The organism is Pseudomonas sp. FFPRI_1, assembly GCF_055384485.1.
Genome location: NZ_AP029168.1, coordinates 3721457 through 3745003 on the forward strand (window position 1 = coordinate 3721457; position 23547 = coordinate 3745003).

Annotated in this window: 20 protein-coding genes; 17 read left to right on the forward strand and 3 right to left on the reverse strand. The window is 64.6% G+C overall.

Going from position 1 to position 23547, the window contains the following annotated elements; all coding sequences use genetic code 11:
* The first annotated feature begins 93 nt into the window (after positions 1-93).
* The 5 genes from moaB (at position 94) to ubiT (ending at position 4389) form a co-directional block, all read left to right on the forward strand.
* Complete coding sequence (gene moaB, locus ACZ5BO_RS16660; RefSeq protein WP_464701127.1) at positions 94-648, forward strand: molybdenum cofactor biosynthesis protein B; 555 nt, start codon at positions 94-96, stop codon at positions 646-648.
* Positions 645-1880: a molybdopterin molybdotransferase MoeA gene (locus tag ACZ5BO_RS16665; protein ID WP_464701129.1), complete on the forward strand. Its 1236-nt coding sequence runs from the start codon at positions 645-647 to the stop codon at positions 1878-1880. The genes moaB and ACZ5BO_RS16665 overlap by 4 nt, the downstream gene beginning before the upstream one ends.
* Positions 1881-2010: 130 nt before the next feature.
* On the forward strand, positions 2011-3006 hold the full coding sequence (gene ubiU / locus ACZ5BO_RS16670; protein ID WP_464701131.1) for a ubiquinone anaerobic biosynthesis protein UbiU: 996 nt from the start codon (positions 2011-2013) through the stop codon (positions 3004-3006).
* 10 nt (positions 3007-3016) lie between these two features.
* Positions 3017-3907 carry a U32 family peptidase gene (locus tag ACZ5BO_RS16675; RefSeq protein ID WP_464701133.1) on the forward strand — a complete coding sequence of 297 codons (891 nt, stop codon included), beginning with the start codon at positions 3017-3019 and terminating at the stop codon, positions 3905-3907.
* Positions 3901-4389: a ubiquinone anaerobic biosynthesis accessory factor UbiT gene (ubiT, locus tag ACZ5BO_RS16680; RefSeq protein ID WP_464701135.1), complete on the forward strand. Its 489-nt coding sequence runs from the start codon at positions 3901-3903 to the stop codon at positions 4387-4389. The genes ACZ5BO_RS16675 and ubiT overlap by 7 nt, the downstream gene beginning before the upstream one ends.
* A gap of 41 nt (positions 4390-4430) precedes the next feature.
* Here the strand turns inward: ubiT and narL are convergent, their stop codons facing one another.
* Together narL and ACZ5BO_RS16690 are read right to left on the reverse strand one after the other, a co-directional pair.
* Positions 4431-5078: a two-component system response regulator NarL gene (gene narL, locus ACZ5BO_RS16685; RefSeq protein ID WP_025129134.1), complete on the reverse strand. Its 648-nt coding sequence runs from the start codon at positions 5076-5078 to the stop codon at positions 4431-4433.
* Entirely contained in the window at positions 5075-6877 is a 1803-nt protein-coding gene (locus tag ACZ5BO_RS16690; RefSeq protein WP_464701138.1) for a HAMP domain-containing protein, read from the reverse strand. Before ACZ5BO_RS16690 ends, narL begins: the two co-directional genes overlap by 4 nt.
* A gap of 314 nt (positions 6878-7191) precedes the next feature.
* Here ACZ5BO_RS16690 and ACZ5BO_RS16695 point away from each other — a divergent pair, with 314 nt between their 5' ends.
* The 12 genes from ACZ5BO_RS16695 to ACZ5BO_RS16750 all read left to right on the forward strand — a co-directional run bounded on the left by ACZ5BO_RS16695 (position 7192) and on the right by ACZ5BO_RS16750 (position 22572).
* Positions 7192-8487: an MFS transporter gene (locus ACZ5BO_RS16695; RefSeq protein ID WP_025129132.1), complete on the forward strand. Its 1296-nt coding sequence runs from the start codon at positions 7192-7194 to the stop codon at positions 8485-8487.
* A complete protein-coding gene (locus ACZ5BO_RS16700; RefSeq protein ID WP_464701140.1) occupies positions 8474-9871 on the forward strand; it encodes a NarK family nitrate/nitrite MFS transporter in 1398 nt (465 codons plus the stop codon). The genes ACZ5BO_RS16695 and ACZ5BO_RS16700 overlap by 14 nt, the downstream gene beginning before the upstream one ends.
* Before the next feature lie 69 nt (positions 9872-9940).
* A complete protein-coding gene (locus ACZ5BO_RS16705; protein ID WP_464701142.1) occupies positions 9941-13708 on the forward strand; it encodes a nitrate reductase subunit alpha in 3768 nt (1255 codons plus the stop codon).
* Between the two features lie 11 nt (positions 13709-13719).
* On the forward strand, positions 13720-15258 hold the full coding sequence (gene narH / locus ACZ5BO_RS16710; RefSeq protein ID WP_025129129.1) for a nitrate reductase subunit beta: 1539 nt from the start codon (positions 13720-13722) through the stop codon (positions 15256-15258).
* A 2-nt stretch (positions 15259-15260) separates the two neighbouring features.
* Positions 15261-16016: a nitrate reductase molybdenum cofactor assembly chaperone gene (gene narJ / locus ACZ5BO_RS16715; RefSeq protein ID WP_464701144.1), complete on the forward strand. Its 756-nt coding sequence runs from the start codon at positions 15261-15263 to the stop codon at positions 16014-16016.
* Entirely contained in the window at positions 16009-16689 is a 681-nt protein-coding gene (gene narI, locus ACZ5BO_RS16720; RefSeq protein WP_464701146.1) for a respiratory nitrate reductase subunit gamma, read from the forward strand. Before narJ ends, narI begins: the two co-directional genes overlap by 8 nt.
* Positions 16690-16699: 10 nt before the next feature.
* On the forward strand, positions 16700-17617 hold the full coding sequence (locus tag ACZ5BO_RS16725; protein ID WP_025129127.1) for a peptidylprolyl isomerase: 918 nt from the start codon (positions 16700-16702) through the stop codon (positions 17615-17617).
* A 10-nt stretch (positions 17618-17627) separates the two neighbouring features.
* Positions 17628-18620, forward strand: coding sequence for a GTP 3',8-cyclase MoaA (gene moaA / locus ACZ5BO_RS16730; protein WP_464701149.1), 993 nt, complete (start codon positions 17628-17630; stop codon positions 18618-18620).
* Between the two features lie 143 nt (positions 18621-18763).
* Positions 18764-20776: a ribonucleoside triphosphate reductase gene (locus tag ACZ5BO_RS16735; RefSeq protein WP_025129125.1), complete on the forward strand. Its 2013-nt coding sequence runs from the start codon at positions 18764-18766 to the stop codon at positions 20774-20776.
* 32 nt (positions 20777-20808) lie between these two features.
* The gene (gene nrdD, locus ACZ5BO_RS16740) at positions 20809-20976 is read left to right on the forward strand and encodes an anaerobic ribonucleoside-triphosphate reductase (RefSeq protein ID WP_025129124.1); all 168 of its coding nucleotides are present in this window, start codon (positions 20809-20811) and stop codon (positions 20974-20976) included.
* Complete coding sequence (locus tag ACZ5BO_RS16745; protein WP_029978425.1) at positions 20973-21668, forward strand: anaerobic ribonucleoside-triphosphate reductase activating protein; 696 nt, start codon at positions 20973-20975, stop codon at positions 21666-21668. Before nrdD ends, ACZ5BO_RS16745 begins: the two co-directional genes overlap by 4 nt.
* Positions 21669-21942: 274 nt before the next feature.
* A complete protein-coding gene (locus tag ACZ5BO_RS16750) occupies positions 21943-22572 on the forward strand; it encodes a LysE family translocator (protein ID WP_025129122.1) in 630 nt (209 codons plus the stop codon).
* Positions 22573-22865: 293 nt separating this feature from the next.
* On the opposite strand, the gene ACZ5BO_RS16755 is transcribed toward ACZ5BO_RS16750, so the two are convergent.
* On the reverse strand, positions 22866-23498 hold the full coding sequence (locus tag ACZ5BO_RS16755; RefSeq protein WP_464701153.1) for a TetR/AcrR family transcriptional regulator: 633 nt from the start codon (positions 23496-23498) through the stop codon (positions 22866-22868).
* Positions 23499-23547 lie beyond the last annotated feature (49 nt).

Sequence of the window (23547 nt, forward strand, 5' to 3'; positions counted from 1 at the left end):
CCGGAGGTACCTCCAAGGAGGGATGGGTTCAGCGCAGCTTTGGGTCCAGGCTTGGACCCATTCCCCATCCCCCCGCCAGAGGAGACCCTGGTCATGGCCCATTTGTCGCAACGCAGTTTCCAGCCCTTGAATATCGCGGTGCTGACCATCAGCGATACCCGCACCTTCGATACCGACAGTTCCGGACAGACCCTGGTCGACCTGTTGCAGGCCGCCGGCCATGTGCTGGTGGAGCGTGATCTGGTCAAGGATGACATCTACCAGATCCGCGCCACGCTCTCGCGCTGGATCGCCGACCCCAGGGTGCAGGTGGTGCTGACCACCGGCGGCACCGGCTTCACTGCTCGGGACAACACGCCGCAAGCGGTGCTGCCGCTGCTGGACAAGCATGTGGAAGGGTTCGGCGAGCTGTTTCGCCAGGTGTCCCTGGCAGAGATCGGCATGTCGACCCTGCAATCCCGGGCCCTGGCCGGAGTCAGCAACGCCGTGCTGGTGTGCTGCGTACCCGGTTCGCCCGGGGCGTGCCGCACCGCCTGGACGCAGATCCTGCACAACCAACTGGACAGCCGCACCGGCCCGTGCAACTTCGCCCCCCATCTCAAGCCGCAACCCGGCACGGCGGTCGAGGCATGTGAGGCACGACCATGAACGCCAGCCCCTGCAACAGCGGCGCGCTGATGCCGGTGGACCTGGCCATCGCTCACTTGCTCGAGCGTGCGCCCGGCCCACCGCAGGTGCATGGCCTGGCCCTGGACCAGGCCCTGGGCCGGGTACTGGGGGCAGCTATCCATGCCCCGCGCCAGTTGCCCGGCTGGGACAACAGCGCCATGGACGGTTACGCCTTGCGCGCGGCCGACCTGCCGGCCACTGGCGGCTGCCTGACCCTGGCCGGGCGCATCGCCGCGGGCCAGCCGGCGACCAGGGCCTTGCTGCCCGGACAGGCGCTGCGCATCTTCACCGGGGCGCCCTTGCCGCCGGGCGCCGACACGGTGGTGCCCCAGGAACTGTGCCGGGTCGAAGGCCAACAGCTGTGGCTGCCAGCGGTCAGGGGTGGCGAGCACGTGCGCAAGGCCGGCGAAGAGGTGCGCCAGGGCCATCTGCTGCTGCCCGCCGGCAAGCGCCTGCGGGCCCAGGAACTGGGCCTGCTGGCAGCCTGTGGGGTGAACTGGGTCGAGGTCTACCGGCCGCTGCGGGTCGGTGTGTTGAGCAGCGGTGACGAGTTGCGTGAGCCCGGCCAGCCGTTGGCTCCGGGGCAGATCTACAACAGCAATCGCTATTGCCTGTCGGCGCTGCTGCAAGGCTGGGGTGTCCAGGTGCACGACTACGGCGCCATGGCCGATGAACTCCAGGCCAGCCAGCAGGCCCTGTACCTGGCGGCGCAGGAGTGCGATCTGCTGCTGACCTCCGGCGGGGTCTCGGTGGGCGAGGAGGATCATCTCAAGCAGGCGATCCAGGAGCTGGGGCAGGTGGATTTCTGGCGCCTGGCGATCCAGCCCGGCAAGCCCCTGGCCTTTGGCCGGGTGGCGGGCAAGCCCTGGTTCGGCCTGCCGGGCAACCCGGCAGCGGCGCTGATCACCGCCTTGGTGGTGCTGCGCCCGTTCCTGCTGCGCGCCCAGGGCCGGCGCGATGTATTGCCACAGCCGGTTGGCCTGCCGGCCGGTTTCGACTGGCTGCAGGCCAACCGGCGCCGCCAGTACCTGCGCGCCCGGCTGGTGGCCGATGGTACGGGGGGCTGCAGCGTGCAACTGCACCCGCAGCAAAGCTCGGCGATGCTCAGTGCTGCCTGCTGGGCCGATGGCCTGGCGCTGGTGGAGTGCGAACAACGGCTGCAGCGGCAGGACAAGGTGCAGTTCCTGTCGTTTGCCGAGCTGATGCAGTGAGCGCGGTTGATTATGGTCAAGGTGCCCGCGGGGGCCCTGGCTAGACTGGCAGCGCTTTCTCCAGCGCTCCGGGCCTGCTCGCGGTCTGCACGACAGGCGAGTGGAGCAGGTCCTTTGAAGAGGAATGCCCATGCAACTGGTCTGTCCGGCAGGCAACCTGCCTGCACTCAAGGCTGCGGTGCGCCAAGGCGCCGATGCGGTCTACGTCGGTTTTCGCGATGACACCAATGCCCGGCATTTTGCTGGGCTGAACATGGACGACAAGCAGTTCGACGCCGCCGTCGCCCATATCCGCCAGCACCAGCGCCAGCTCTATGTGGCGGTCAACACCTATCCCCAGCCCCAGGGCTGGGAGCGCTGGCAGCGGGCGGTGGATCGCGCCGCCGACCATGGCGTGGATGCCCTGATCGCCGCCGACCCCGGAGTGCTGGGTTATGCCACCCAGCGCCATCCGCACCTGAGCCTGCACCTGTCGGTGCAGGGCTCGGCCACCAATGCCGCTGCCCTGGCGTTCTACTCCGAGCACTACAACATCCGCCGCGCGGTGTTGCCGCGGGTGCTGTCCCTGGCCCAGGTGCGCCAGGTGGCGGTCAACAGCGCGGTGCCCATCGAGGTGTTCGCCTTCGGCAGCCTGTGCATCATGGCCGAGGGGCGTTGCCACCTGTCTTCCTATGTCACCGGCGAGTCGCCGAACCTGTGCGGCGTCTGCTCGCCGGCCAAGGCGGTGCGCTGGAGCGAGGATGCCGAGGGCCTGAGTGCGCGCCTGAGCGAGGTGCTGATCGACCGCTACGGCGCCGACGAGCCGGCGGGCTACCCGACCCTGTGCAAGGGGCGTTTCATGGTCGGCGGCAAACGCTTCCATGCCCTGGAAGAACCCACCAGCCTCGACACCCTCGACCTGCTGCCGGAGCTCGCGGCGATCGGTGTGCAGGCAGTGAAGATCGAAGGGCGCCAGCGCAGCCCGGCCTATGTCGAGCAGGTCACCCAGGTCTGGCGCGCAGCGCTGGACGCCCACCGTCTGGCGCCGCAACGCTTCGCGGTCAAGGACCAGTGGCGCCGGGTGCTGGCCGGTCTTTCCGAAGGCAGCCAGACCACCCTGGGTGCCTATCACCGTTCATGGCAATGAGGGATGTGCAATGAAACTCAGCCTGGGCCCCGTGCTCTTCTACTGGGACAAGCAACGATTGACGCAATTCTATGGCCAGATGGCCAGCCTGCCGCTGGAGACGATCTACCTGGGGGAGACCGTGTGCTCCAAGCGCCGGGCGCTGAACCTGGACCAGTGGCTGGGCCTGGGCCGCGAGCTGCAGGAAGCCGGTTCGGCGCAGATCGTGCTGTCGAGCCTGACCCTGATCGAGGCCGCCTCCGAGCTGTCGAGCCTGCGCCGCCTGTGTGATAACGGCCAGTGGCTGGTGGAGGCCAACGACATGGGCGCGGTGCAGTTCCTCGTCGAGCGCAAGCTGCCGTTCGTGGCAGGCCCAGCGCTGAACCTGTACAACGGCCATGCCCTGGCCAAGCTGCAGGACTGCGGGATGATCCGCTGGGTGCCGCCCGTGGAGTGTTCGGCGACGCTGATCCGCGCGGTGCTCGACCAGCTCGCCGGCCAGGGCCGGGCGTTGCCCGAGGTCGAGGTGTTCGCCTATGGCCACCTGCCGCTGGCCTATTCGGCGCGCTGCTTTACCGCTCGGGCGGAAAACCGGCCCAAGGACGATTGCCAGTTCTGCTGCATCAAGCACCCCGACGGCCTGGCCCTGAGCAGTCAGGAGGGCCAGGCGCTGTTCACCCTCAATGGCATCCAGACCCTGTCGGCCGAGGTCACCAACCTGCTGGCCGACTATCCGGGGCTGGTGGCTTGCGGCGCCGATCTGCTGCGCCTGAGCCCCCGTGCCGAGGGCATGCCCGAGGTGATCGAGGCTTTCGCCCGGGTGTGCCAGGGCGCCGCGCCGCCGTTGTTCGTCGACGGCTGCAACGGCTATTGGCATGGCCAGGCGGGCATGCTGCGGGTAGAGGAGGTGGGGCTGTGCTGAACCATGGACCGTGGCTGCTCAAGGGCGCCGAGCGGGTGTTGCCGCTGCTGCGCCGGGTGCCGTTCAGCCTGCAGCGGCTGGCCCTGGAGCAGATGCTCAAGCGCTGCCTGGCCGAGCCCCTGGCCGACGGTGAGTTCGAACTGCTGCGCGGACGCTGGTTGTGCCTGCGCATTGTCGACCTGGACCTGACCTGGTACCTGACCCGGCATCGCGACGGCCTGCAGATAGCCCGGCAGGCCAGGGCCGATGTCACGGTCCGCGGCAACTGGCGCGAGTTCCTGCTGCTGGCCAGCCGTGAGGAAGATCCCGACACCCTGTTTTTCCGTCGACGCCTGGTGATCGAGGGCGATACCGAACTGGGGCTGGCCCTGAAGAACCTGATCGACAGCCTCGATCCAGAGGTGCTGCCGCCAGGGTTGTGGCGCGCTTTGCAGCGTGCCGGCAAGGGCCTGGCCAGCGAGCCCGGCGCCCAGCCCGGCTAGCCGGCCAGGCGCGCTGCTCAGGCCGGCCTGCACAGGCGTCGTCAGGCGTTGTGGCGCAAGTGCTCCATGGCCCAGACGGCGGCCTCGACCCGCGAGCGCAGGCCGAGCTTGTGCAGCAGGTTCTTCACATGCACCTTGACCGTGCCTTCGGTGATGCCCAGCTTGTGGCCGATGACCTTGTTGCTGTAGCCGCCGGCGATGGTCCGCAGCACCTGGCGCTCGCGCTCGGTGAGCTCGACCTCGGACTGACGCGGTGGTGAACGCAAGGCCTGGGCCATGACCCGGGTCAGCCCCGGGCTGATTACCAGGGCACCGTTCATGGCGTCGCGGATGTAGGGGATCAGCAGCTCCGGTTCCATGTCCTTGAGCAGGTAGCCGTCGGCGTCTAGCCGAAGCGCGTCGCGGATATCGTCTTCGGCATCGGACACGGTGAACAGCAGGACCTTGCCGGCAAAGTTCAGGCTGCGCAGATGGCGCAGGGTTTCAATGCCGTTCATCTGCGGCATGTTGTTGTCCAGCAGCACCAGGTCGGGGCGCGACGGTTCGATCAGGGCCAGGGCCTCTTCGCCATGGCTGGCTTCGCCGACAATCTCGAAGTCGTCTTCCAGTTCGAGCATCTGGCGAATGCCGCGACGCATCATTGGGTGGTCGTCCACCAGCAGGATCCGGTAGCGCGGGGAGGGGGTCATGAGGGATTGCCTTCTGTCAGGTGCCCGAAGAACTCCGGGCGAAATTCCATCCGTACCAGGGTGCCTTGCGGCGTGCGGGAAAAGATCTGCAATTGCCCGCGCAGGCTGCGCGCCCGCTCATCCATGATATTCAGGCCGTGGTGTTCGCGCAGGTCGTGGGTGCCGCTGAAGCCGCGTCCGTCATCCTCGATCGACAGGTAGACACGTTCACCGTTCTGGCGCAGTTCCAGCCAGGCGTTCTCTGCGTGGGCATGGCGCAGGCAGTTGGACAGGGCCTCGCGGGTGATCTGCAAGAGGTGGATCTGCTCGCTGGCCGAGAGTTCGAAGGCCAGGCTATCCACATGCAGGTGCACCTGGAATTCGCCGCGGCGGGAGAACTCCTCGGCCGTGTCCTTGAGTTCCTGTACCAGCCCGGCATCGTGGATCTGCAGGCGAAAGGTGGTGAGCAATTCACGCAGTTGCCGGTAGGCGGTGTTCAGCCCCTCGCGCAGCTCGCCAGTGACGACCTCCAGAGTCGCCACCGGCTCGCCACGGCGCAGCAGGGTTTGCATGCGGCTGACTTGCAGCTTCATGTAGGACAACGCCTGCGCCAGGGAATCGTGCAGTTCGCGGGCGATGATCGCGCGTTCCTCCAGCAGCACCAGCCGATGATCCTGTTCGCGTTGGCGCTTGAGGGACAGCGAGGTGCCGATCAGGTTGGCCAGGGCCTGGATCAGCTCGGTCTCCCAGGCTTGCGGCTCCTGGCCATCGATGAAGTGCGCCTTGAGCTCGCCCAGGGTGCTGCCCTGGTTGCTGATGCTGAAGGTCTGGCTATGGCTGCGCGGGTGGCGCTGGCAACTGGCGCAGTCGCTGCTGGCGCAGATCTTGCGGCTGTCGGTGCCATGCAACATGAGCAACTGCGAGGCCGGTGCCTGTACCTGGCCGTGCAGGCACAGCGACAGGCGCAAGCCTGGCAGGCGCTGCTGGAAGCGGCGGATCAGCTCATCGAGGCCTTCGGCATTGGCCAGGCGGGTGGCCTGGCTGCGACTGCTTTGGTACAGCAGTTCGAGGGCAGCGTTGGCCTGTTGCAAGTTGAGGGTTTTTTGCCGCACCTGGGTTTCCAGGGTGCGATGGGACTCTTCGATCGTTTCGGCCATGGCGTTGAAGCTGGTGGCCAACTGGCCGAGCTCGTCTGCGGACTGGTGATTGACCCGGGTCTGGAACTCGCCGCAGCGAAAACGCTGAGTCGCGTCCACCAACTCCTTGAGTGGGGTGATCACGCCGTACTGCAGCTCGTACAGGCCAAACAGCAGGATGATCATGGTGGTGAACAGCGCGGCTCCCTGGATTACCTGCTGCCAGCTCTGCTTATGTTCGTTCTGCTGCTGCAGCAGGCTGACGAACTGGTTGAGCTGGTCGACGAAGGCTTGGGCGCTGGCTTGAAAGCCTGCGGCGTCGCGGTTGTGCAAGGCCGCGAGCAGGGTCTGGCGCCAGTAGGTCTGCAACTGTTGGTAGCTGGTCTGCAGCGCGGCGTTGTTGCCGTCTTCGAGTACCGCCTTCAGGGCCGGGCTATTGAGGCGCTGCTGCAGGCTATCGCTGATCAGGCGGATTTCCGCTTCACCGGCACCGGCGGCGAGTTTCCAACTCAGGTGGTAGGTTTCCATGCGCACCGAGCCTGCGGTGTTGATCGCCGCCGCGTCGCCCTGGCTGAACCAGGCGATCAGCCCGGCGCTGAGGGAGCTGGCGAGGGCCAGCACGGTGATCAGGATCACCGCCAGCCCCGCGCGCGCGGGCAAGGAACTGCGCAGCCAGCCGATCATGGACGACGGCCAGGGGCGGGAAGGGGGAAACGGCGCATGGGGTGCTCCAGGGTGTGCCAGCTGATTGTTCCGCAGCCGTTCCCTGGCGCTCTACCTCTAAAGAGTTTGCAACGGTCATTTTCCTGGCGATGCCCCGAGGAAACCCGGCAAGACCCTGATAAACAAAGGGTTTAGAGGTTTTTTGGCTCTACCTCGTTGGAGGTAGGCGGCGCAAGCATAGGCATGGAGGCGCCTGGCGTTCATTGATCAGGGTCAAGTTTTTCCGGGGTTTGCCTCTCTAGTCTGCGGCCATAGCTAACGACTGGAGGCCCCTTATGACTCAACCGCGAATACGCCAAGGCCTGGTACTGGGCATGAGTACGCTGGCTTTCACTGTCTGTTTCATGGTCTGGATGATGTTTGCCGTGCTCGGCGTGCCGATCAAGGAACTGCTGCACCTGAACGAAACCCAGTTCGGCCTGTTGGCCGCGACGCCGGTGCTCACCGGTTCGCTGGTGCGCCTGCCGCTGGGAATGCTCACCGATCGCTTCGGCGGGCGCAGCGTGTTCTTCCTCTTGATGCTGTCCTGCGTGCTGCCGCTGTACCTGATCAGCCACGCCACCGCCTATTGGCAGTTCCTGGTACTGGGGCTGTTCGTGGGGTTGGCCGGTGGTTCGTTCTCGGTGGGCATCGCCTATGTCGCCAAGTGGTTCGAGCAGGACAACCAGGGCCTGGCCATGGGCATCTTCGGCGCTGGCAACGCAGGCGCCGCGGTCACCAAGTTTCTCGCTCCAGCACTGATTGCCGCGGGCAGCTGGCAGCTGGTGCCGAAAGTCTTCAGCGCCATCCTGTTCATTACCGCCTTGCTGTTCTGGTTCCTCAGCGCCGAGAACAAGGCCCATCGCAGCGTCGCCGGGGCGAGTCTCGGCGAGCAGCTCAAGGCCTTGTCCGAGCCGGCGGTGTGGCGCTATTGCCAGTACTACTCGATCGTGTTCGGCGGCTATGTAGCCCTGGCCCTGTGGATGACCCAGTACTACGTCGAGGAATACGGCTTCAACCTGCAAAGCGCTGCGCTGCTAGCCGCCTGCTTCTCTCTGCCGGGTGGCGTGCTGCGTGCCGTCGGCGGCTGGATGTCGGATCGCTGGGGCGCCCAGAGCGTCACCTGGTGGGTGCTGTGGGTCAGTTGGATCTGCCTGTTCCTGCTGTCGTATCCACAAACCCAGTTGCAGGTGCAGACCGTCAATGGCCCGGTGGATTTCCACATCGGCCTGAGTCCGGCACTGTTCACCGTGCTGCTGTTCGTCATGGGGATCGCCTTCGCTTTCGGCAAGGCCTCGGTATTCAAGTACATCGCCAGCGACTACCCGCAGAACATGGGCGCGGTCTCCGGCATCGTCGGCCTGGCCGGAGGCCTGGGCGGCTTCATCCTGCCGATCCTGTTCGGCGCCCTGGTCGACCTCACCGGCGTGCGCTCCTCCTGTTTCATGCTGATGTACGGCGTGGTCTGGGTGTCGCTCACCTGGATGTACCTCAGCGAAATCCGCAAGCGACCGCTGCTGGGCAAGCAGCGGCCGGCGACCTCGTATCCGTTTTCCAGCCTGACCCAAGGAGAAGAACATGTCGGTTCTTAACACCCCTGACAAAGGCCCGGTGATTCACGACTGGCGCCCGGAAGATCCCGCGTTCTGGGGGCGCAGCGGCAAGAAGACCGCGGCCCGCAACCTGTGGATCTCGATTCCTGCACTGCTCCTGGCCTTTGCCGTGTGGATGGTGTGGAGCACGGTGATCGTGCGCCTCAATGCCATCGGCTTCAGCTTCACCACCGACCAGCTGTTCTGGCTGGCAGCGCTGCCGGGGCTCTCCGGGGCTGCCTTGCGGGTGTTCTACTCGTTCATGGTGCCGATCTTCGGCGGCCGGCGCTGGACGGCCCTGAGCACAGCGTCGCTGCTGATCCCGTCGCTGTGGATGGGCTTTGCCGTGCAGGATCCGAACACCCCCTACAGCGTGTTCGTGATGATCGCGCTGCTCTGCGGATTGGGGGGTGGCAACTTTGCCTCGAGCATGTCCAACATCAGCTTCTTCTATCCCAAGTCGCAGCAGGGCACGGCCCTGGGCCTGAATGCCGGCCTGGGCAACCTCGGTGTCTCGGTGATGCAGTTCTGTGTGCCGCTGGCCATCACCTTCGGCCTGTTCGGAATGCTGGGCGGGCAGCCCCAGGTGCTGGCGGACGGTGGCCAGCTGTGGCTGCAGAATGCCGGCTTCATCTGGGTCCCCTTCATCATCATCGTGACCTTGCTGGCCTGGTTCGGCATGAACGATCTGTCCAGCGCCAAGGCCTCGTTCAGCGAACAGGCGGTGATCTTCAAACGCAAGCACAACTGGCTGATGTGCTGGCTGTACTTGGCCACCTTCGGTTCGTTCATCGGTTTTTCGGCGGCCTTCCCGCTGCTGATCAAGACTGCCTTTCCCCAGGTCAACGCCTTGACCTTCGCCTTTCTCGGCCCGCTGGTCGGGGCGCTGGTGCGCCCCCTGGGTGGCTGGCTGGCAGACAAGCTGGGGGGCGCCCGGGTAACCCTGTGGAACTTCGTCCTGATGATCGCGATGGTCTTCGGCGTGCTGGGGTTCATACCGCAGCCGGGTACAAGCGGCAACTTCTACGGCTTTCTCGGCATGTTCATGTTGCTGTTCATCACCACCGGCATCGGCAACGGTTCGACCTTCCGCATGATCCCGGTGATCTTCCGCACCCTGCATGAGCGGGCCGCCAGCGGCAAAGGCGCTGCGGCTCGCGAACAGGCGATCCGCGATGCCGGCAAGGAGTCGGCCGCAGTGCTCGGTTTCAGCTCGGCCATGGGGGCCTTCGGCGCCTTCTTCATTCCCAAGACCTTCGGCAGCTCCATGACCCTGACCGGCAGCCCGGCGATGGCGTTCTACATGTTCGTGGGTTTCTACCTGAGCTGCATTGTCGTGACCTGGTGGTGGTACGCCCGCAAGGGTGCCGAAACCCCCTGCTGACATGACCCGAATCCAACTGTTGCCTGGATGGGGCACAGAACCCCACAGCAAGCCTGAGAGGAAAGCATCATGAGTCATCTGCTCGATCAACTGCGGTTCTTCAACCGCAAGCAAGGCGAGTTTTCCCAGGGCCACGGGGAAACTCGCAAGGAGTCCCGCGACTGGGAGAACGTCTACCGTTCGCGCTGGCAGTACGACAAGATCGTGCGTTCCACCCATGGAGTGAACTGCACCGGCTCCTGTTCGTGGAAGATCTACGTGAAGAACGGTCTGATCACCTGGGAAACCCAGCAGACCGACTACCCGCGCACGCGCAATGACCTGCCCAACCATGAGCCGCGGGGCTGCCCCCGTGGCGCCAGCTACAGCTGGTACATCTACAGTGCCAATCGGCTCAAGTACCCGAAGATTCGCAAACCGCTGCTCAAGCTATGGCGTGAGGCGCGCCAGACCCTGGCACCGGTCGAGGCCTGGGCAAGCATTGTCGAGGACCCGGCCAAGGCCGAGTCGTACAAGAGCAAGCGCGGCATGGGGGGCTTCATTCGCTCCCACTGGGATGAGGTCAACGAGATCATCGCTGCCGCCAACGTCTATACCGTCAAGCAATACGGGCCGGACCGGGTGGTGGGGTTCTCGCCAATCCCGGCCATGTCCATGGTCAGCTACGCCGCAGGCTCGCGCTATCTGTCGCTGATCGGCGGCGTATGCCTGAGTTTCTACGACTGGTACTGCGACCTGCCACCGGCTTCGCCAATGGTCTGGGGCGAGCAGACCGACGTGCCGGAGTCGGCCGACTGGTACAACTCCAACTACATCATCGCCTGGGGTTCGAACGTTCCGCAGACCCGAACCCCGGATGCGCACTTCTTCACCGAGGTCCGCTACAAGGGCACCAAGACCGTGGCCATCACCCCCGACTATTCGGAAGTGGCCAAGCTCACCGACCTGTGGTTGAACCCCAAGCAGGGCACTGACGCAGCCCTGGCCCAGGCCTTCAACCATGTGATCTTCAAGGAATTTCACCTGGATCGACCGAGCGCCTACTTCACCGACTACGTCAAGCGCTACACCGACTTGCCGGTGCTGGTGATGCTCAAGCCGGTGACCGGCTTCGCACCGGGAGCCGGATTCCAGCCGGATCGTTTCCTGCGGGCCTCGGACCTCACCGGCAACCTCGGCCAGGACAACAATCCGCAGTGGAAGACCATTGCACTCGACGAGAGCGGCGAGCTGGTCTCGCCGCAAGGCTCCATCGGCTATCGCTGGGGTGAGCAGGGCAAGTGGAACATCCTCGCCAAGGAGGGCGGTGAAGGTCGGGCGATCGACCTGAAGCTGAGCCTGATCGGCAATGAGGTCGCCGAAGTGGCCTTCCCGTACTTTGCCGGTGAAAGCCACGAGCACTTCCAGCACGTTGCCGGCGACGCCGTGCAGTTTCGCCGGGTGCCGGTGCACAGTGTGACCCTGGCCGACGGCAGCGTAGCCAAGGTGGCCAGCGTGTTCGACTTGTCGGCCGCCAACCTGGCCATCGACCGTGGCCTGGGTGGCAGCAATGTGGCCAGGGACTATGACGACGCCAGCGTGCCGGGCACGCCGGCCTGGCAGGAAGCGATCACCGGCGTCAGCCGTGAAAAGGCCATCCAGATCGCCCGCGAGTTCGCCGACAACGCCGACAAGACCCGGGGCCGCTCGATGATCATCGTCGGCGCGGCGATGAATCACTGGTACCACATGGACATGAACTACCGTGGGCTGATCAACATGCTCATGCTCTGTGGTTGCGTTGGCCAGACCGGCGGTGGCTGGGCTCACTACGTCGGCCAGGAAAAGCTCCGTCCGCAGTGCGGCTGGCTGCCACTGGCCTTTGGCCTGGACTGGAACCGTCCGCCACGGCAGATGAACGGCACCAGCTTCTTCTACGCCCACAGTTCGCAATGGCGCCACGAGAAGATGAGCATGCACGACGTGCTCTCGCCGCTGGCTGACAAGAGCCAGTTTCCCGAGCACGCCCTGGACTACAACATCCGCGCCGAACGTGCCGGCTGGCTGCCCAGCGCACCGCAGCTCAACCGCAACCCGCTGCATGTCTGCCGTGACGCCGCTGCCGCTGGCATGGAGCCCAAGGACTACGTGCTCAAGGGCTGGCAGGACGGCAGCCTGCGCTTTGCCTGCGAACAGCCGGACAACCCGGCGAACTTCCCGCGCAACCTGTTCATCTGGCGGTCCAACCTGCTGGGTTCCTCCGGCAAGGGCCACGAGTACATGCTCAAGTACCTGTTGGGCACCCGGAACGGGGTGATGAACGAAGACATCGGCCACAGTGCCGAATGCAAGCCGAGCGAGGCCGAGTGGGTCGACGAGGGCGCCATTGGCAAGCTTGACCTGGTGACCACCCTGGACTTTCGCATGTCCTCGACCTGCGTGTATTCCGACATCGTCCTGCCGACCGCGACCTGGTACGAGAAGGACGACATGAACACCTCGGACATGCATCCCTTCATCCATCCGTTGTCGGCCGCCATCGACCCGGCCTGGGAATCGCGTTCGGACTGGGAAATCTACAAGGGCATCGCCAAGGCCTTTTCGCGCATGACCGAAGGGCACCTGGGCGTCGAGCAGGATCTGGTCACCGTGCCGCTGATGCATGACAGCGTTGGTGAGCTGGCCCAGCCGTTCGGCGGCAGCGACTGGAAAACCGCCGGCGTTGCCCCGCAGCCTGGCAAGAATGCGCCCAACCTGCAGGTGGTCGAACGTGACTACCCGAATATCTACAAGCAATTTTCCTCCCTCGGCCCGCTGCTGGAGAAGCTTGGCAACGGCGGCAAGGGCATCAACTGGAACACCGATGAGGAAGTGCAGTTCCTTGGCGAACTGAACTACCGCGAGACCGCTGCCGGGATCAGCCAGGGCCGGCCGAAGATCGATACCGCGATCGACGCCGCTGAAGTGATCCTGTCCCTGGCGCCGGAAACCAACGGGCATGTGGCGGTCAAGGCGTGGGCGGCATTGTCGGCCTTCACCGGCATCGACCACAGTCACCTGGCGCTGCCCAAGGCGCACGAGGCCATTCGTTTCCGCGACATCCAGGCCCAGCCGCGCAAGATCATCTCCAGCCCGACCTGGTCAGGCCTTGAAGACGATCACGTCAGCTACAACGCCGGCTACACCAACGTCCACGAGAACATCCCGTGGCGCACCATCACCGGCCGCCAGCAGTTCTACCAGGACCACCCATGGATGCAGGCCTTCGGTGAGCAGTTGATGAGCTACCGGCCACCGGTCAACACCCAGACCATTGCCGGGGTGAAGGACAAGCGCAGCAACGGCCACCCCGAGATCGTCCTGAACTGGATCACTCCGCACCAGAAATGGGGCATCCACAGCACCTACAGCGACAACCTGCTGATGCTCACCCTGAGCCGCGGCGGACCGATCGTCTGGCTGTCGGAGATCGACGCGCAGCAGGCCGGTATCGAGGACAACGACTGGGTCGAGTGCTTCAACGTCAACGGTGCCCTGACGGCCCGCGCGGTGGTCAGCCAGCGGGTCAAGGAAGGCATGGTGATGATGTACCACGCCCAGGAACGGATCGTGAACGTGCCGGGCTCGGAAACCACCAAGACCCGAGGCGGCCACCACAACTCGGTGACCCGAGTGGTGCTCAAGCCGACCCACATGATTGGCGGTTATGCCCAACAGGCCTACGGCTTCAACTATTACGGCACGGTCGGCTGCAACCGCGATGAGTTCGTCGTGGTGCGCAAGATGGCCAAGGTCGACTGGCTCGACGGCTCGCGTGGCGATGAGTTGCCCCGTCCGCTGTCGGGCGCGATGGAATAAGGAGTGCTGTGATGAAGATTCGCTCACAAATTGGCATGGTCCTGAACCTGGACAAATGCATCGGCTGCCACACCTGTTCGATCACCTGCAAGAACGTCTGGACCAGCCGCGAGGGCATGGAGTACGCCTGGTTCAACAACGTCGAAAGCAAGCCTGGGGTAGGTTATCCGAAAGAATGGGAAAACCAGGACAAATGGAAGGGCGGCTGGGCGCGCAACAGTAACGGCAGCATCAGCCCGCGCATCGGCGGCAAGTTCCGGGTGCTGGCGAACATCTTCGCCAACCCCGACCTGCCGGGCCTAGATGACTACTACGAGCCGTTCGACTTCGACTACCAGCACCTGCACACCGCGCCCCTGGGGCAGCACCAGCCCACCGCACGCCCGCGTTCGCTGGTGTCCGGCAAGCGCATGGAGAAGATCGTGTGGGGGCCGAACTGGGAAGAGATCCTGGGCAGCGAGTTTGCCAAGCGCCGCAAGGACAGGAACTTCGATCAGATTCAGGCGGACATCTACGGCGAGTACGAAAACACCTTCATGATGTACCTGCCGCGCCTGTGCGAGCACTGCCTGAACCCGGCTTGCGCGGCCGCGTGCCCGAGCGGGGCGATCTACAAGCGTGAAGAGGACGGCATTGTCCTGATCGACCAGGAGAAGTGCCGCGGCTGGCGCATGTGCATCAGTGGCTGCCCGTACAAGAAGATCTACTTCAACTGGAAAAGCGGCAAGTCCGAGAAGTGCATTTTCTGCTACCCGCGGATCGAGGCCGGGATGCCGACTGTCTGCGCCGAAACCTGCGTTGGGCGCATTCGCTACCTCGGCGTGCTGCTGTACGACGCTGACCGCATCAGTGACGTGGCCAGCACGGCCAACGAGCATGACCTGTACGAGAAGCAACTGGAGATCTTCCTCGACCCCAACGACCCGGCGGTGATCCGTCAGGCCCTGGAGGATGGCGTGCCGCAGTCGGTGATCGACGCCGCGCAACGTTCGCCGGTGTACAAGATGGCCGTCGACTGGAAGCTGGCGCTGCCACTGCACCCGGAATACCGCACCCTGCCGATGGTCTGGTACGTGCCACCGCTGTCACCGATCCAGAACGCCGCCGCCGCGGGTACCGTGGGCATGAGCGGGGTGATCCCGGATGTCGACAGTCTGCGTATCCCGCTGCGCTACCTGGCCAACCTGCTGACCGCCGGCGACGAGAAACCGGTGAAGCGCGCACTCAAGCGCCTGCTGGCGATGCGTGCCTACAAGCGGGCGGAACAGGTCGAGGGCGTGCAGGACCTGAAAGTGCTCGAAGACGTCGGCCTCAGCGTCGGCCAGGTCGAGGAAATGTACCGCTACCTGGCCATCGCCAACTACGAAGACCGCTACGTGGTGCCCAGCGCGCACCGTGAAGAGGCCATGAGCGACGCCTTTGCCGAGCGTTCCGGTTGCGGCTTCAGTTTCGGCAGCGGCTGCAGTGGCAGCTCCGACACCAACCTGTTCGGCGCGAAGAAGGCCAACCGCCGCGACATCCTCAAAACCGTACAGCTGTGGGAGGACTGAGCATGCGCATTCTCAAAGTGATTTCGCTGTTGCTCGATTACCCGACCGAGGCCCTGGTCGCCGGTCGCGATGAACTGGAACAGGCGATCATCCAGTCCCGGGAAATCAGCCCGCATCAGCGCGGGGCGCTGTTCGAGCTGCTGGAACTGATCTGCAGCAACGACCTGATGGATGGCCAGGAACACTACGGGGCGCTGTTCGGCCGGGGCCGGGCACTGTCGCTGCGGTTGTTCGAACATGTGCATGGCGAGTCGCGGGACCGTGGCCAGGCCATGGTCGACATGCTCGCCCAGTATGAGGCGGCGGGCTTTGCCATCGGCGTCAAGGAGTTGCCGGACTACATCCCGCTGTACCTGGAATACCTCTCGACCCGGGAAAGCCTCGAGGCCCGCGAGGGCCTGGCCGACGTCGCGCACCTGCTGGCCTTGCTGGCCGCACGCCTGGAGGAGCGCGAGAGCGCCTATGCCAGCTGTTTCCGGGCCCTGCTGCAGATCTCCGGCGCTGAACCGCACCAGGCGGTGGCCGACCTGCGCGAGCAAGTGGCGGCCGAGCAGCGGGACGACTCACTTGAAGCCCTGGACAAGGTCTGGGAAGAGGAGGCCGTGGACTTTCTCCAGGCCGAGCAGCAGGAGCGGTGTGGCTCGCTGCCCAGTGCCCCCGGCAAGGCTCGCGAAGAAAGCGCGGTGCCGCTGCACTGGGTCGATTTTCAGCATCAAGGGCCGGCCAGCGTGCCGGCCGGGGAGGTGGACAATGTCTAAGTGGAATCTGTTGGTGTTCGGGGTCTATCCCTATGTAGCCCTGGCGATCTGCCTGCTGGGCAGCTGGGCGCGTTTCGACCTGTCCCAGTACACCTGGAAGGCCGGCTCCAGCCAGATGCTGTCCGGGCGTGGCATGCGCGTGGCGAGCAACTGCTTCCATATTGGCGTGCTGTTCGTGCTGGCCGGGCACTTCGTCGGCCTGCTGACACCCGCCTCGGTCTATCACTCGGTGATCAGTACCGAACACAAGCAACTGCTGGCGATGGTCTCAGGTGGCTTCTTCGGCCTGGTGTGCCTGTTCGGGTTGGTGATGCTGATCCATCGACGGCTGACCGATGCGCGGGTACGCGCCACGTCCAGCACCTCGGACATCCTGATCCTGATGGTGCTGCTGGCACAGCTGGTACTGGGCCTGCTGACGATCGTCGCGTCCACCGGCCACATGGACGGATCGGTCATGGTGAGGTTGGCCGACTGGGCACAGAACACCGTGCTGCTGCGTCCCGTGGCGGCGGCAGCGGCCATCGCCCCGGTCAGCCTGGTGTACAAGCTGCACGTATTCCTTGGCCTGACGCTGTTCGTGCTGTTCCCGTTCACCCGTCTGGTGCACATCGTCAGCGCACCGATCTGGTACCTGGGACGACGCTATCAGATCGTTCGGCAGAAAGTTTGAGGAGGCAATCATGTCAAGCGGATGTGGATGTGGCGGCGGTAGTGGCGGCGGCGTTGGCTGCGCGTCTTCGCGCCAGGAGCCGGTGGTCGTCGAGGCCGCTGTGCCCGTGCTGGAAAACCCAGCGCAACTGATCGCCAGCAGTGAACAGCAATGGCCGATCATCAGTGTCAATCAGGTGCCGATCAGCCCTGAGGCACTGGCCCAGGAACTGCAATACCACCCGGCCGCCGATCGCCAGGAGGCGATGTTCATGGCGGCTCGCGCCCTGGTGATACGCGAGCTGCTGCAGCAGCGGATCGCCGCACTGGGGCTGCAGTTGCAGGTCGGCGCCGGGGAGAACCAGGAGGAGGCTGCGACCCGTTTGCTGCTGGAGCGCGAGGTGCAAGTGCCTGGGTGTGACGAAGCCACCTGCCAGCGTTATTACGACCGCAACCGAGGGCGCTTTCACAGCGCACCGTTGCTGGCAGTGCGGCACATTCTGCTCGAGTGCGCCCCGGATGATGCCGAAGCGCGCAGCCTGGCGCTGGTGCAGGCCGAGATGCTCCAGGAGCGCCTGAGGCGCTTCCCGGAACAGTTTGCCGAGCTGGCACTGCAGTACTCGGCCTGCCCGTCGAAGGCGCAGGGGGGGGAGCTGGGCCAGATCAGCAAGGGCCAGACCGTGCCGGAGCTGGAGCGCCAGTTGTTCACCCTGGCGCCGGGGCTGGCCGAGCAACCGCTGGAAAGCCGCTATGGCTGGCATGTGCTGAGCATCGATCAGCGCATCGAAGGCCAGCCACTGCCCTATGAGGCCGTCGCCACGGCGATCCGCACCCAGTTGCAACAGGGCGTGTGGCAGAAGGCGGTGGTGCAGTACCTGCAGACCCTGATCGGTGCGGCAGACATTTGCGGGATCCAGTTGCAGGGTACCGATTCCCCCTTGGTGCAGTAGGAGGCAGGCGATGGGCAATGTGATGCAGGACGGCTTCGGGAGACAGATCGACTACCTGCGCATGTCGGTAACGGATCGTTGTGATTTTCGCTGCCTGTACTGCATGGCTGCCAACATGACCTTTCTGCCGCGTCAGCAGGTGCTGACCCTGGAGGAATTGCAGCGCCTGGCCAGCCTGTTCGTTGGCCAGGGCGTGCGCAAGATCCGCCTGACCGGCGGCGAGCCGCTGATTCGCCCGGGGATTGTCGACCTGTGCCGTCACATTGCCGCCTTGCCGGGCTTGCGCGAACTGGTGATGACCAGCAATGGCTCGCAATTGCAGCGCCTGGCCCGGCCGCTGGTCGACGCCGGGGTCAAGCGCATGAACATCAGCCTCGACAGCCTGGACCGCCAGCGCTTTCGCGCGATTACCCGCAACGGCGACCTCGACCAGGTATTGCGTGGCATCGACGTGGCGAGCACGGCGGGGTTCGAGCGGGTCAAGCTCAACTGCGTGGTGATGCAGGGGCGCAATTTCGACGAGGTGCTGCCTTTGCTGCAGTACGCCATCGACCTGGGCATCGACATCACCTTTATCGAAGAGATGCCCCTGGGTGATGTGGGGCGCTCGCGTGCGGAGTCGTTGTGTTCCAGCGATGAGGTGCGGGCGCTGATTGCGGCCCGGCATCCTTTGCTCGACAGCGCCGAGAACAGCGGCGGCCCAGCGCGGTATGTGCGTCTGGCGCACCACCCGGATACCCGCATCGGTTTCATCTCGCCCAACAGTCACAACTTCTGCGGCAGTTGCAACCGCGTGCGCATGACCGTGGAGGGACGCTTGCTGCTGTGCCTGGGCCAGGAGGACTCCGTGGACCTGCGCGGCTTGCTGCGACGCTACCCGCTGGATGACCAGCCGCTGGTCAGTGCCTTGCGACAGGCGTTGCAACGCAAGCCCTTGCGTCATGACTTCAGCCCTGAGGGTGAGGTCCAGATCCTGCGCTTCATGAACATGAGCGGTGGTTGAATCCGGGCTCGTGCCCGGCGTCGCGACAGTTGCTGCCGATCTTGATGTCGATCAATTGTTTCCCCGGTCTTTATCCGTAGCCTGCACTACATGTTGTGTTTTGTTGCTTATTAAATATCCATATGTAGTTTTTTGGAGGTCGGATGGACAGCACGCTGAGCAGGGTAGGCCACAACGGGTTGTACAAGCGCGATGGCAGTCTGGTGGCCTTTGCTGCGGACAAGATCCGTCAGGCGCTGATCGCCGCCGGCAAGGCCAGCGGTGATTACGCCGAGGCGCAGGCCGAGGGATTGCTCGACGCGGTACTGGCTCGTCTGCAAGCCTGCACGAGGTTGCAGGTCGAGCAGGTCCAGGATCGAGTCGAACGGGTGCTGATGGACGCCGGGCACTTTCAAGCTCTGCGCGCTTATATCGTTTACCGGGAGCAGCACGGGCGCTTGCGACGCGACCGCAAGACCCTGATCGAGGTGGCGGCCTCGATGAACGAATACCTCAACCGTGAAGACTGGCGAGTCCAGGCCAACGCCAACCAGGGGTACTCCCTGGGCGGGCTGGTGCTCAACGTGGCGGGCAAGGTCACGGCCAACTACTGGCTGGACGAGGTCTACAGCGAAGCCATAGGCCGTGCCCACCGCGAGGCCGATCTGCATGTCCACGACCTGGACATGCTCGCCGGCTATTGTGCGGGCTGGTCGCTGCGCATGCTGCTGCATGAAGGCCTCAACGGCGTGCCGGGGCGGGTCGAGGCCGGTCCGCCCAAGCACCTGAGCAGCGCCCTGGGGCAGATGGTGAACTTTCTAGGCACGCTGCAAAACGAATGGGCCGGAGCCCAAGCCTTCAGCTCGTTCGATACCTACCTGGCGCCCTATGTCCGCAAGGACCGGCTCAGTTATGAGCAAGTGCGCCAAGCCATCCAGGAGTTCATCTACAACCTCAACGTGCCGTCGCGCTGGGGAACCCAGACCCCTTTCACCAACCTGACTTTCGACTGGGTCTGCCCCCAGGACCTGCGCGAGCAGATCCCGGTGATCGGCGGTGAAGAAATGCCCTTTGCCTATGGCGAGCTGCAGGCCGAGATGGACGTGCTCAACCGGGCCTACATCGAGGTGATGCAAGAGGGCGATGCCAAGGGCCGGGTGTTCACCTTTCCGATCCCGACCTACAACATCACCCATGACTTTCCCTGGGACAGCGAAAACGCCGAGCGCCTGTTCGAGATGACTGCGCGCTATGGCCTGCCGTATTTCCAGAACTTCCTCAATTCGGACATGCAGCCCAATCAGGTGCGCTCCATGTGCTGTCGCCTGCAACTGGATGTGCGTGAACTGCTCAAGCGCGGTGGCGGCCTGTTCGGTTCCGCCGAGCAGACCGGCTCGCTGGGAGTGGTAACCCTTAATTGCGCGCGTCTGGGCTATCTGTTCAAGGGCGACCGCAGTGGTTTGCTGCAGCGCCTGGATACCCTGATGGCACTGGCCATGGAGAGCCTGGAGGTCAAGCGCAAGGTGATCCAGCATCATATGGACGCCGGTCTGTATCCCTACACCAAGCGTTACCTGGGCACCTTGCGCAATCATTTCTCGACCATCGGCGTCAACGGCCTGCATGAGATGCTGCGCAACTTCAGCAACGACCAGATGGGCCTGCACACCACGGAGGGGCGGCGCTTCGCCCTTGATGTGCTGGACCATGTGCGGGGCGCTCTGGTGCGTTTCCAGGAGGAAACCGGACACCTCTATAACCTGGAGGCAACCCCCGCTGAAGGCACCACCTATCGCTTTGCCAGGGAAGACCTCAAGCGCTTTCCCGGGATTATCCAGGCCGGTTGCCAGCAGGCTCCGTACTACACCAACTCCTCGCAACTGCCAGTGGGCTATACCGATGATCCTTTCGAGGCACTGGAGTTGCAGGACGAACTGCAATGCAAGTACACCGGCGGCACGGTGCTGCACCTGTACATGGCCGAGCGGATCTCCTCGGCCCGGGCCTGCAAGCAACTGGTGCGCAAGGCCCTGGGGCGGTTTCGGCTGCCTTACCTGACCGTCACCCCGACTTTTTCCATCTGCCCGGTGCACGGCTACCTGGAGGGCGAGCATGAGTTCTGCCCCAAATGCGACGAGGCCCTGTTGCTGGCGCACGCGTCGGGCCACGTCGATTGATTTCGATCCACTCAACCGCAAGGAGCTCCACCATGACTGCACTGCAAACCCTGCCTGTGGCGCAACGCCAGCGCTGCGAAGTCTGGACCCGGGTGATGGGCTATCACCGCCCGGTGTCGGCGTTCAACCCTGGTAAACAGTCCGAGCACCACGAGCGGCGGCACTTCCAGGAGGGAGCCGCCACGGCCGGCCACTCGTGAGTCGAACACTGCGGGTCGGGGGCCTGGTGCCCCTGACCACCCTTGATTACCCAGGCAGGCTGGCGTGCGTGGTGTTTTGTCAGGGGTGCGCTTGGCGCTGCCGTTACTGTCACAACCCTCTATTGATCCCCCCACGCGGTCGCCAGGAACTGGAATGGGAGCAGGTCCTGGCATTCCTCCAGCGGCGCCAGGGCCTGCTCGAAGCAGTGGTTTTCAGTGGTGGTGAAGCGACCCTGCAGGCCTGCCTGCCGGATGCCATGGCGCAGGTCCGAGCGCTGGGCTTCAAGGTTGGCCTGCACAGCGCCGGGATCAACCCGGCGGCTTTTGCCCGGGCCCTGCCGGGTGCCGACTGGATCGGTTTCGACGTCAAGGCCCTGGCCGAGGACTGCGCGAACATCACCGGCGTGCGCGGCAGCGGCATGGCCAACTGGCACAGCCTGGACCTGCTGCTGGCCAGCGGCATCGCCTATGAGTGCCGCACCACGGTGCATTGGCATTTGCTTGAGCCATCAGGTTTGTTGAGCCTGGCCCGGCGTTTGAATGAGCGCGGGGTCACGCGGTTCGTGGTACAGCGGGTGCGCACGGCCGACATGTTGGACCCGAGTCTGTCGAAGGCGCCGGCGCCGCCCCCGTTGCCCGCGTTGTGGGAGGCCCTGGGGCAACTGTTTCCCGCGTTCGAGGTGCGGGGCTGATCCCCATGACGGCCTGTCAAGGCTACGGGTGGTTGTTTCTACACAGGCGGGGCACAGGGCCCGGCCGCGATCCGGATTGAGCAGGTGGAGCCGGCAGTGCTGCTCGCCAGGGAAACACCTTGAGCGTCATCGCTCGGTTTGCCCAAGGGCGGTTCCGGCAAGCATGGCTGGGCTGGTGCTCGCGGTGCATCGGCGGCGCCATTGCCGGCCAGGTGGTGGGAAAGCTACATTGGCGCCACTGTCTGTTCTCCACGATCGCCGGAGCCTCCCTGTAATGGCCACTTCCACGTTGTTCCTCTATGTCGTTGCGGTAAGCGCGGTGATGATGACGCCTGGTCCGTCGATGCTCCTGGCACTGAGCAATGGTGCGGGCCACGGGATGCGGGTGGCGTCGTTCGGCATCGCCGGGGCGGCGTTGTCGGACCTGCTGCTGATCGCCGCCGTCGGTTGTGGCCTGGGGGCGTTGTTGCAGGCCTCCGAGCAACTGTTCTCAGTGGTGAAGTGGGCCGGCGCCGCCTACCTGCTGTACCTGGCCTGGGTCCTTTGGCATGCACCGATTCGGCCGTTGTCGGAGACGACCGTGGCTCGTTCGGCAACGGGGCGCTCGGCCTTTATGCGGGCATTGTTCGTCGGTCTTTCAAACCCCAAGGGCGTGCTGTTCTTTTCAGCCTTCCTGCCGCAGTTCATCCAGCCCGCGGAACCCGTCGCTGAGCAATACGTGATCCTGGCCGTCACCAGCGCACTCATCGATTGCCTGATGATGAGCCTCTACGCCTTGGGCGGGCGACAGGCGATGCGAACGTTTTCGTCAAGGGTGATGCAGTGGATCAACCGCTGCAGTGCCGGCATGCTGGCATTGCTTGCCCTGGGCCTGACCCTGTACCGCCGCAACGAGTCGCGTTGAGTTTGCCGGGGCAGGGGAGCATGGGCTGAAGTGCGGTTTTATGGGGCTGCAGATTCCTGGTCCCTTGCCTGAGCACTGAACGGCCTCGCCTCGATCGCGGCGCACCTGTCTTCAGTCCTGCGAGGTGTTCCCGCCGGGTGTGGCCAGCCCTGCACGCAGCGCACTGAGGCCACCCAGGCCGAAGCGGGCCTCGCTTGCTGAAGGCGCTTGGCCCACCGTCGACCCTCTCGATGGTGGGCCCTGGCCCGGGGTGCCTTGGCAAAGTGACGAAGACCCGGGGCGTGGCCGGCACTCTATGGCTGGGCGGGCGATGTCTGCGCCTGTTCCTCCAGCATGACCAGGGCGCCGACGATAAGTGCCTGCATGCCCTGGTCGAGTTCCGCCTCCATCTCCGTTTCCTCCGCTGCCCGATCGGCCTCGATCAGCGGTTCGCGGCCGGTGACCGAATACACCGTGTCGGCCACGGCGATGCCGTGGAAGGCCACGGTCGCCAGCAACCAGCGCGCGTGATCCTTGGAAAGGCCATAGGCCTGGGCGATGTGGCTCTGGTGTTCGTCGATCTTGCTGAGCATGGGCTGGGTCGCCGCCAGGCGGCGAATGACGTAGGGCGTGAGTCCCGGGTGGGCCTTGACGAAGACCCGCACCGAGGTGGCAAACACGGTCATGTATTCGCGCAGTCCGCCGCGTTGGCCAGCCTCGGCCCGGGGGATCTGCCAGCGGGTGAAGATCTCCTCGGCAACCATGCCTTTGAGCGCTTCCAGGTTGGCGACGTGCTTGTACAGCGCCATATGGCTGACCCCGAGTGCCGCGGCGACGCCGACGAAGGTGATGCTCGGCAAGCCCATCTCGATACCGGCATTGACGATGCGCTCGCGGGTGATGGTCCGAGGGCGGCCGCGGGTCGCGGGCTGTGGTGGCGCTTTCATGGTGGGTCCTTGATCGGTGGTGACAGTCTTTTAGCTGTCTTGTCAGCAT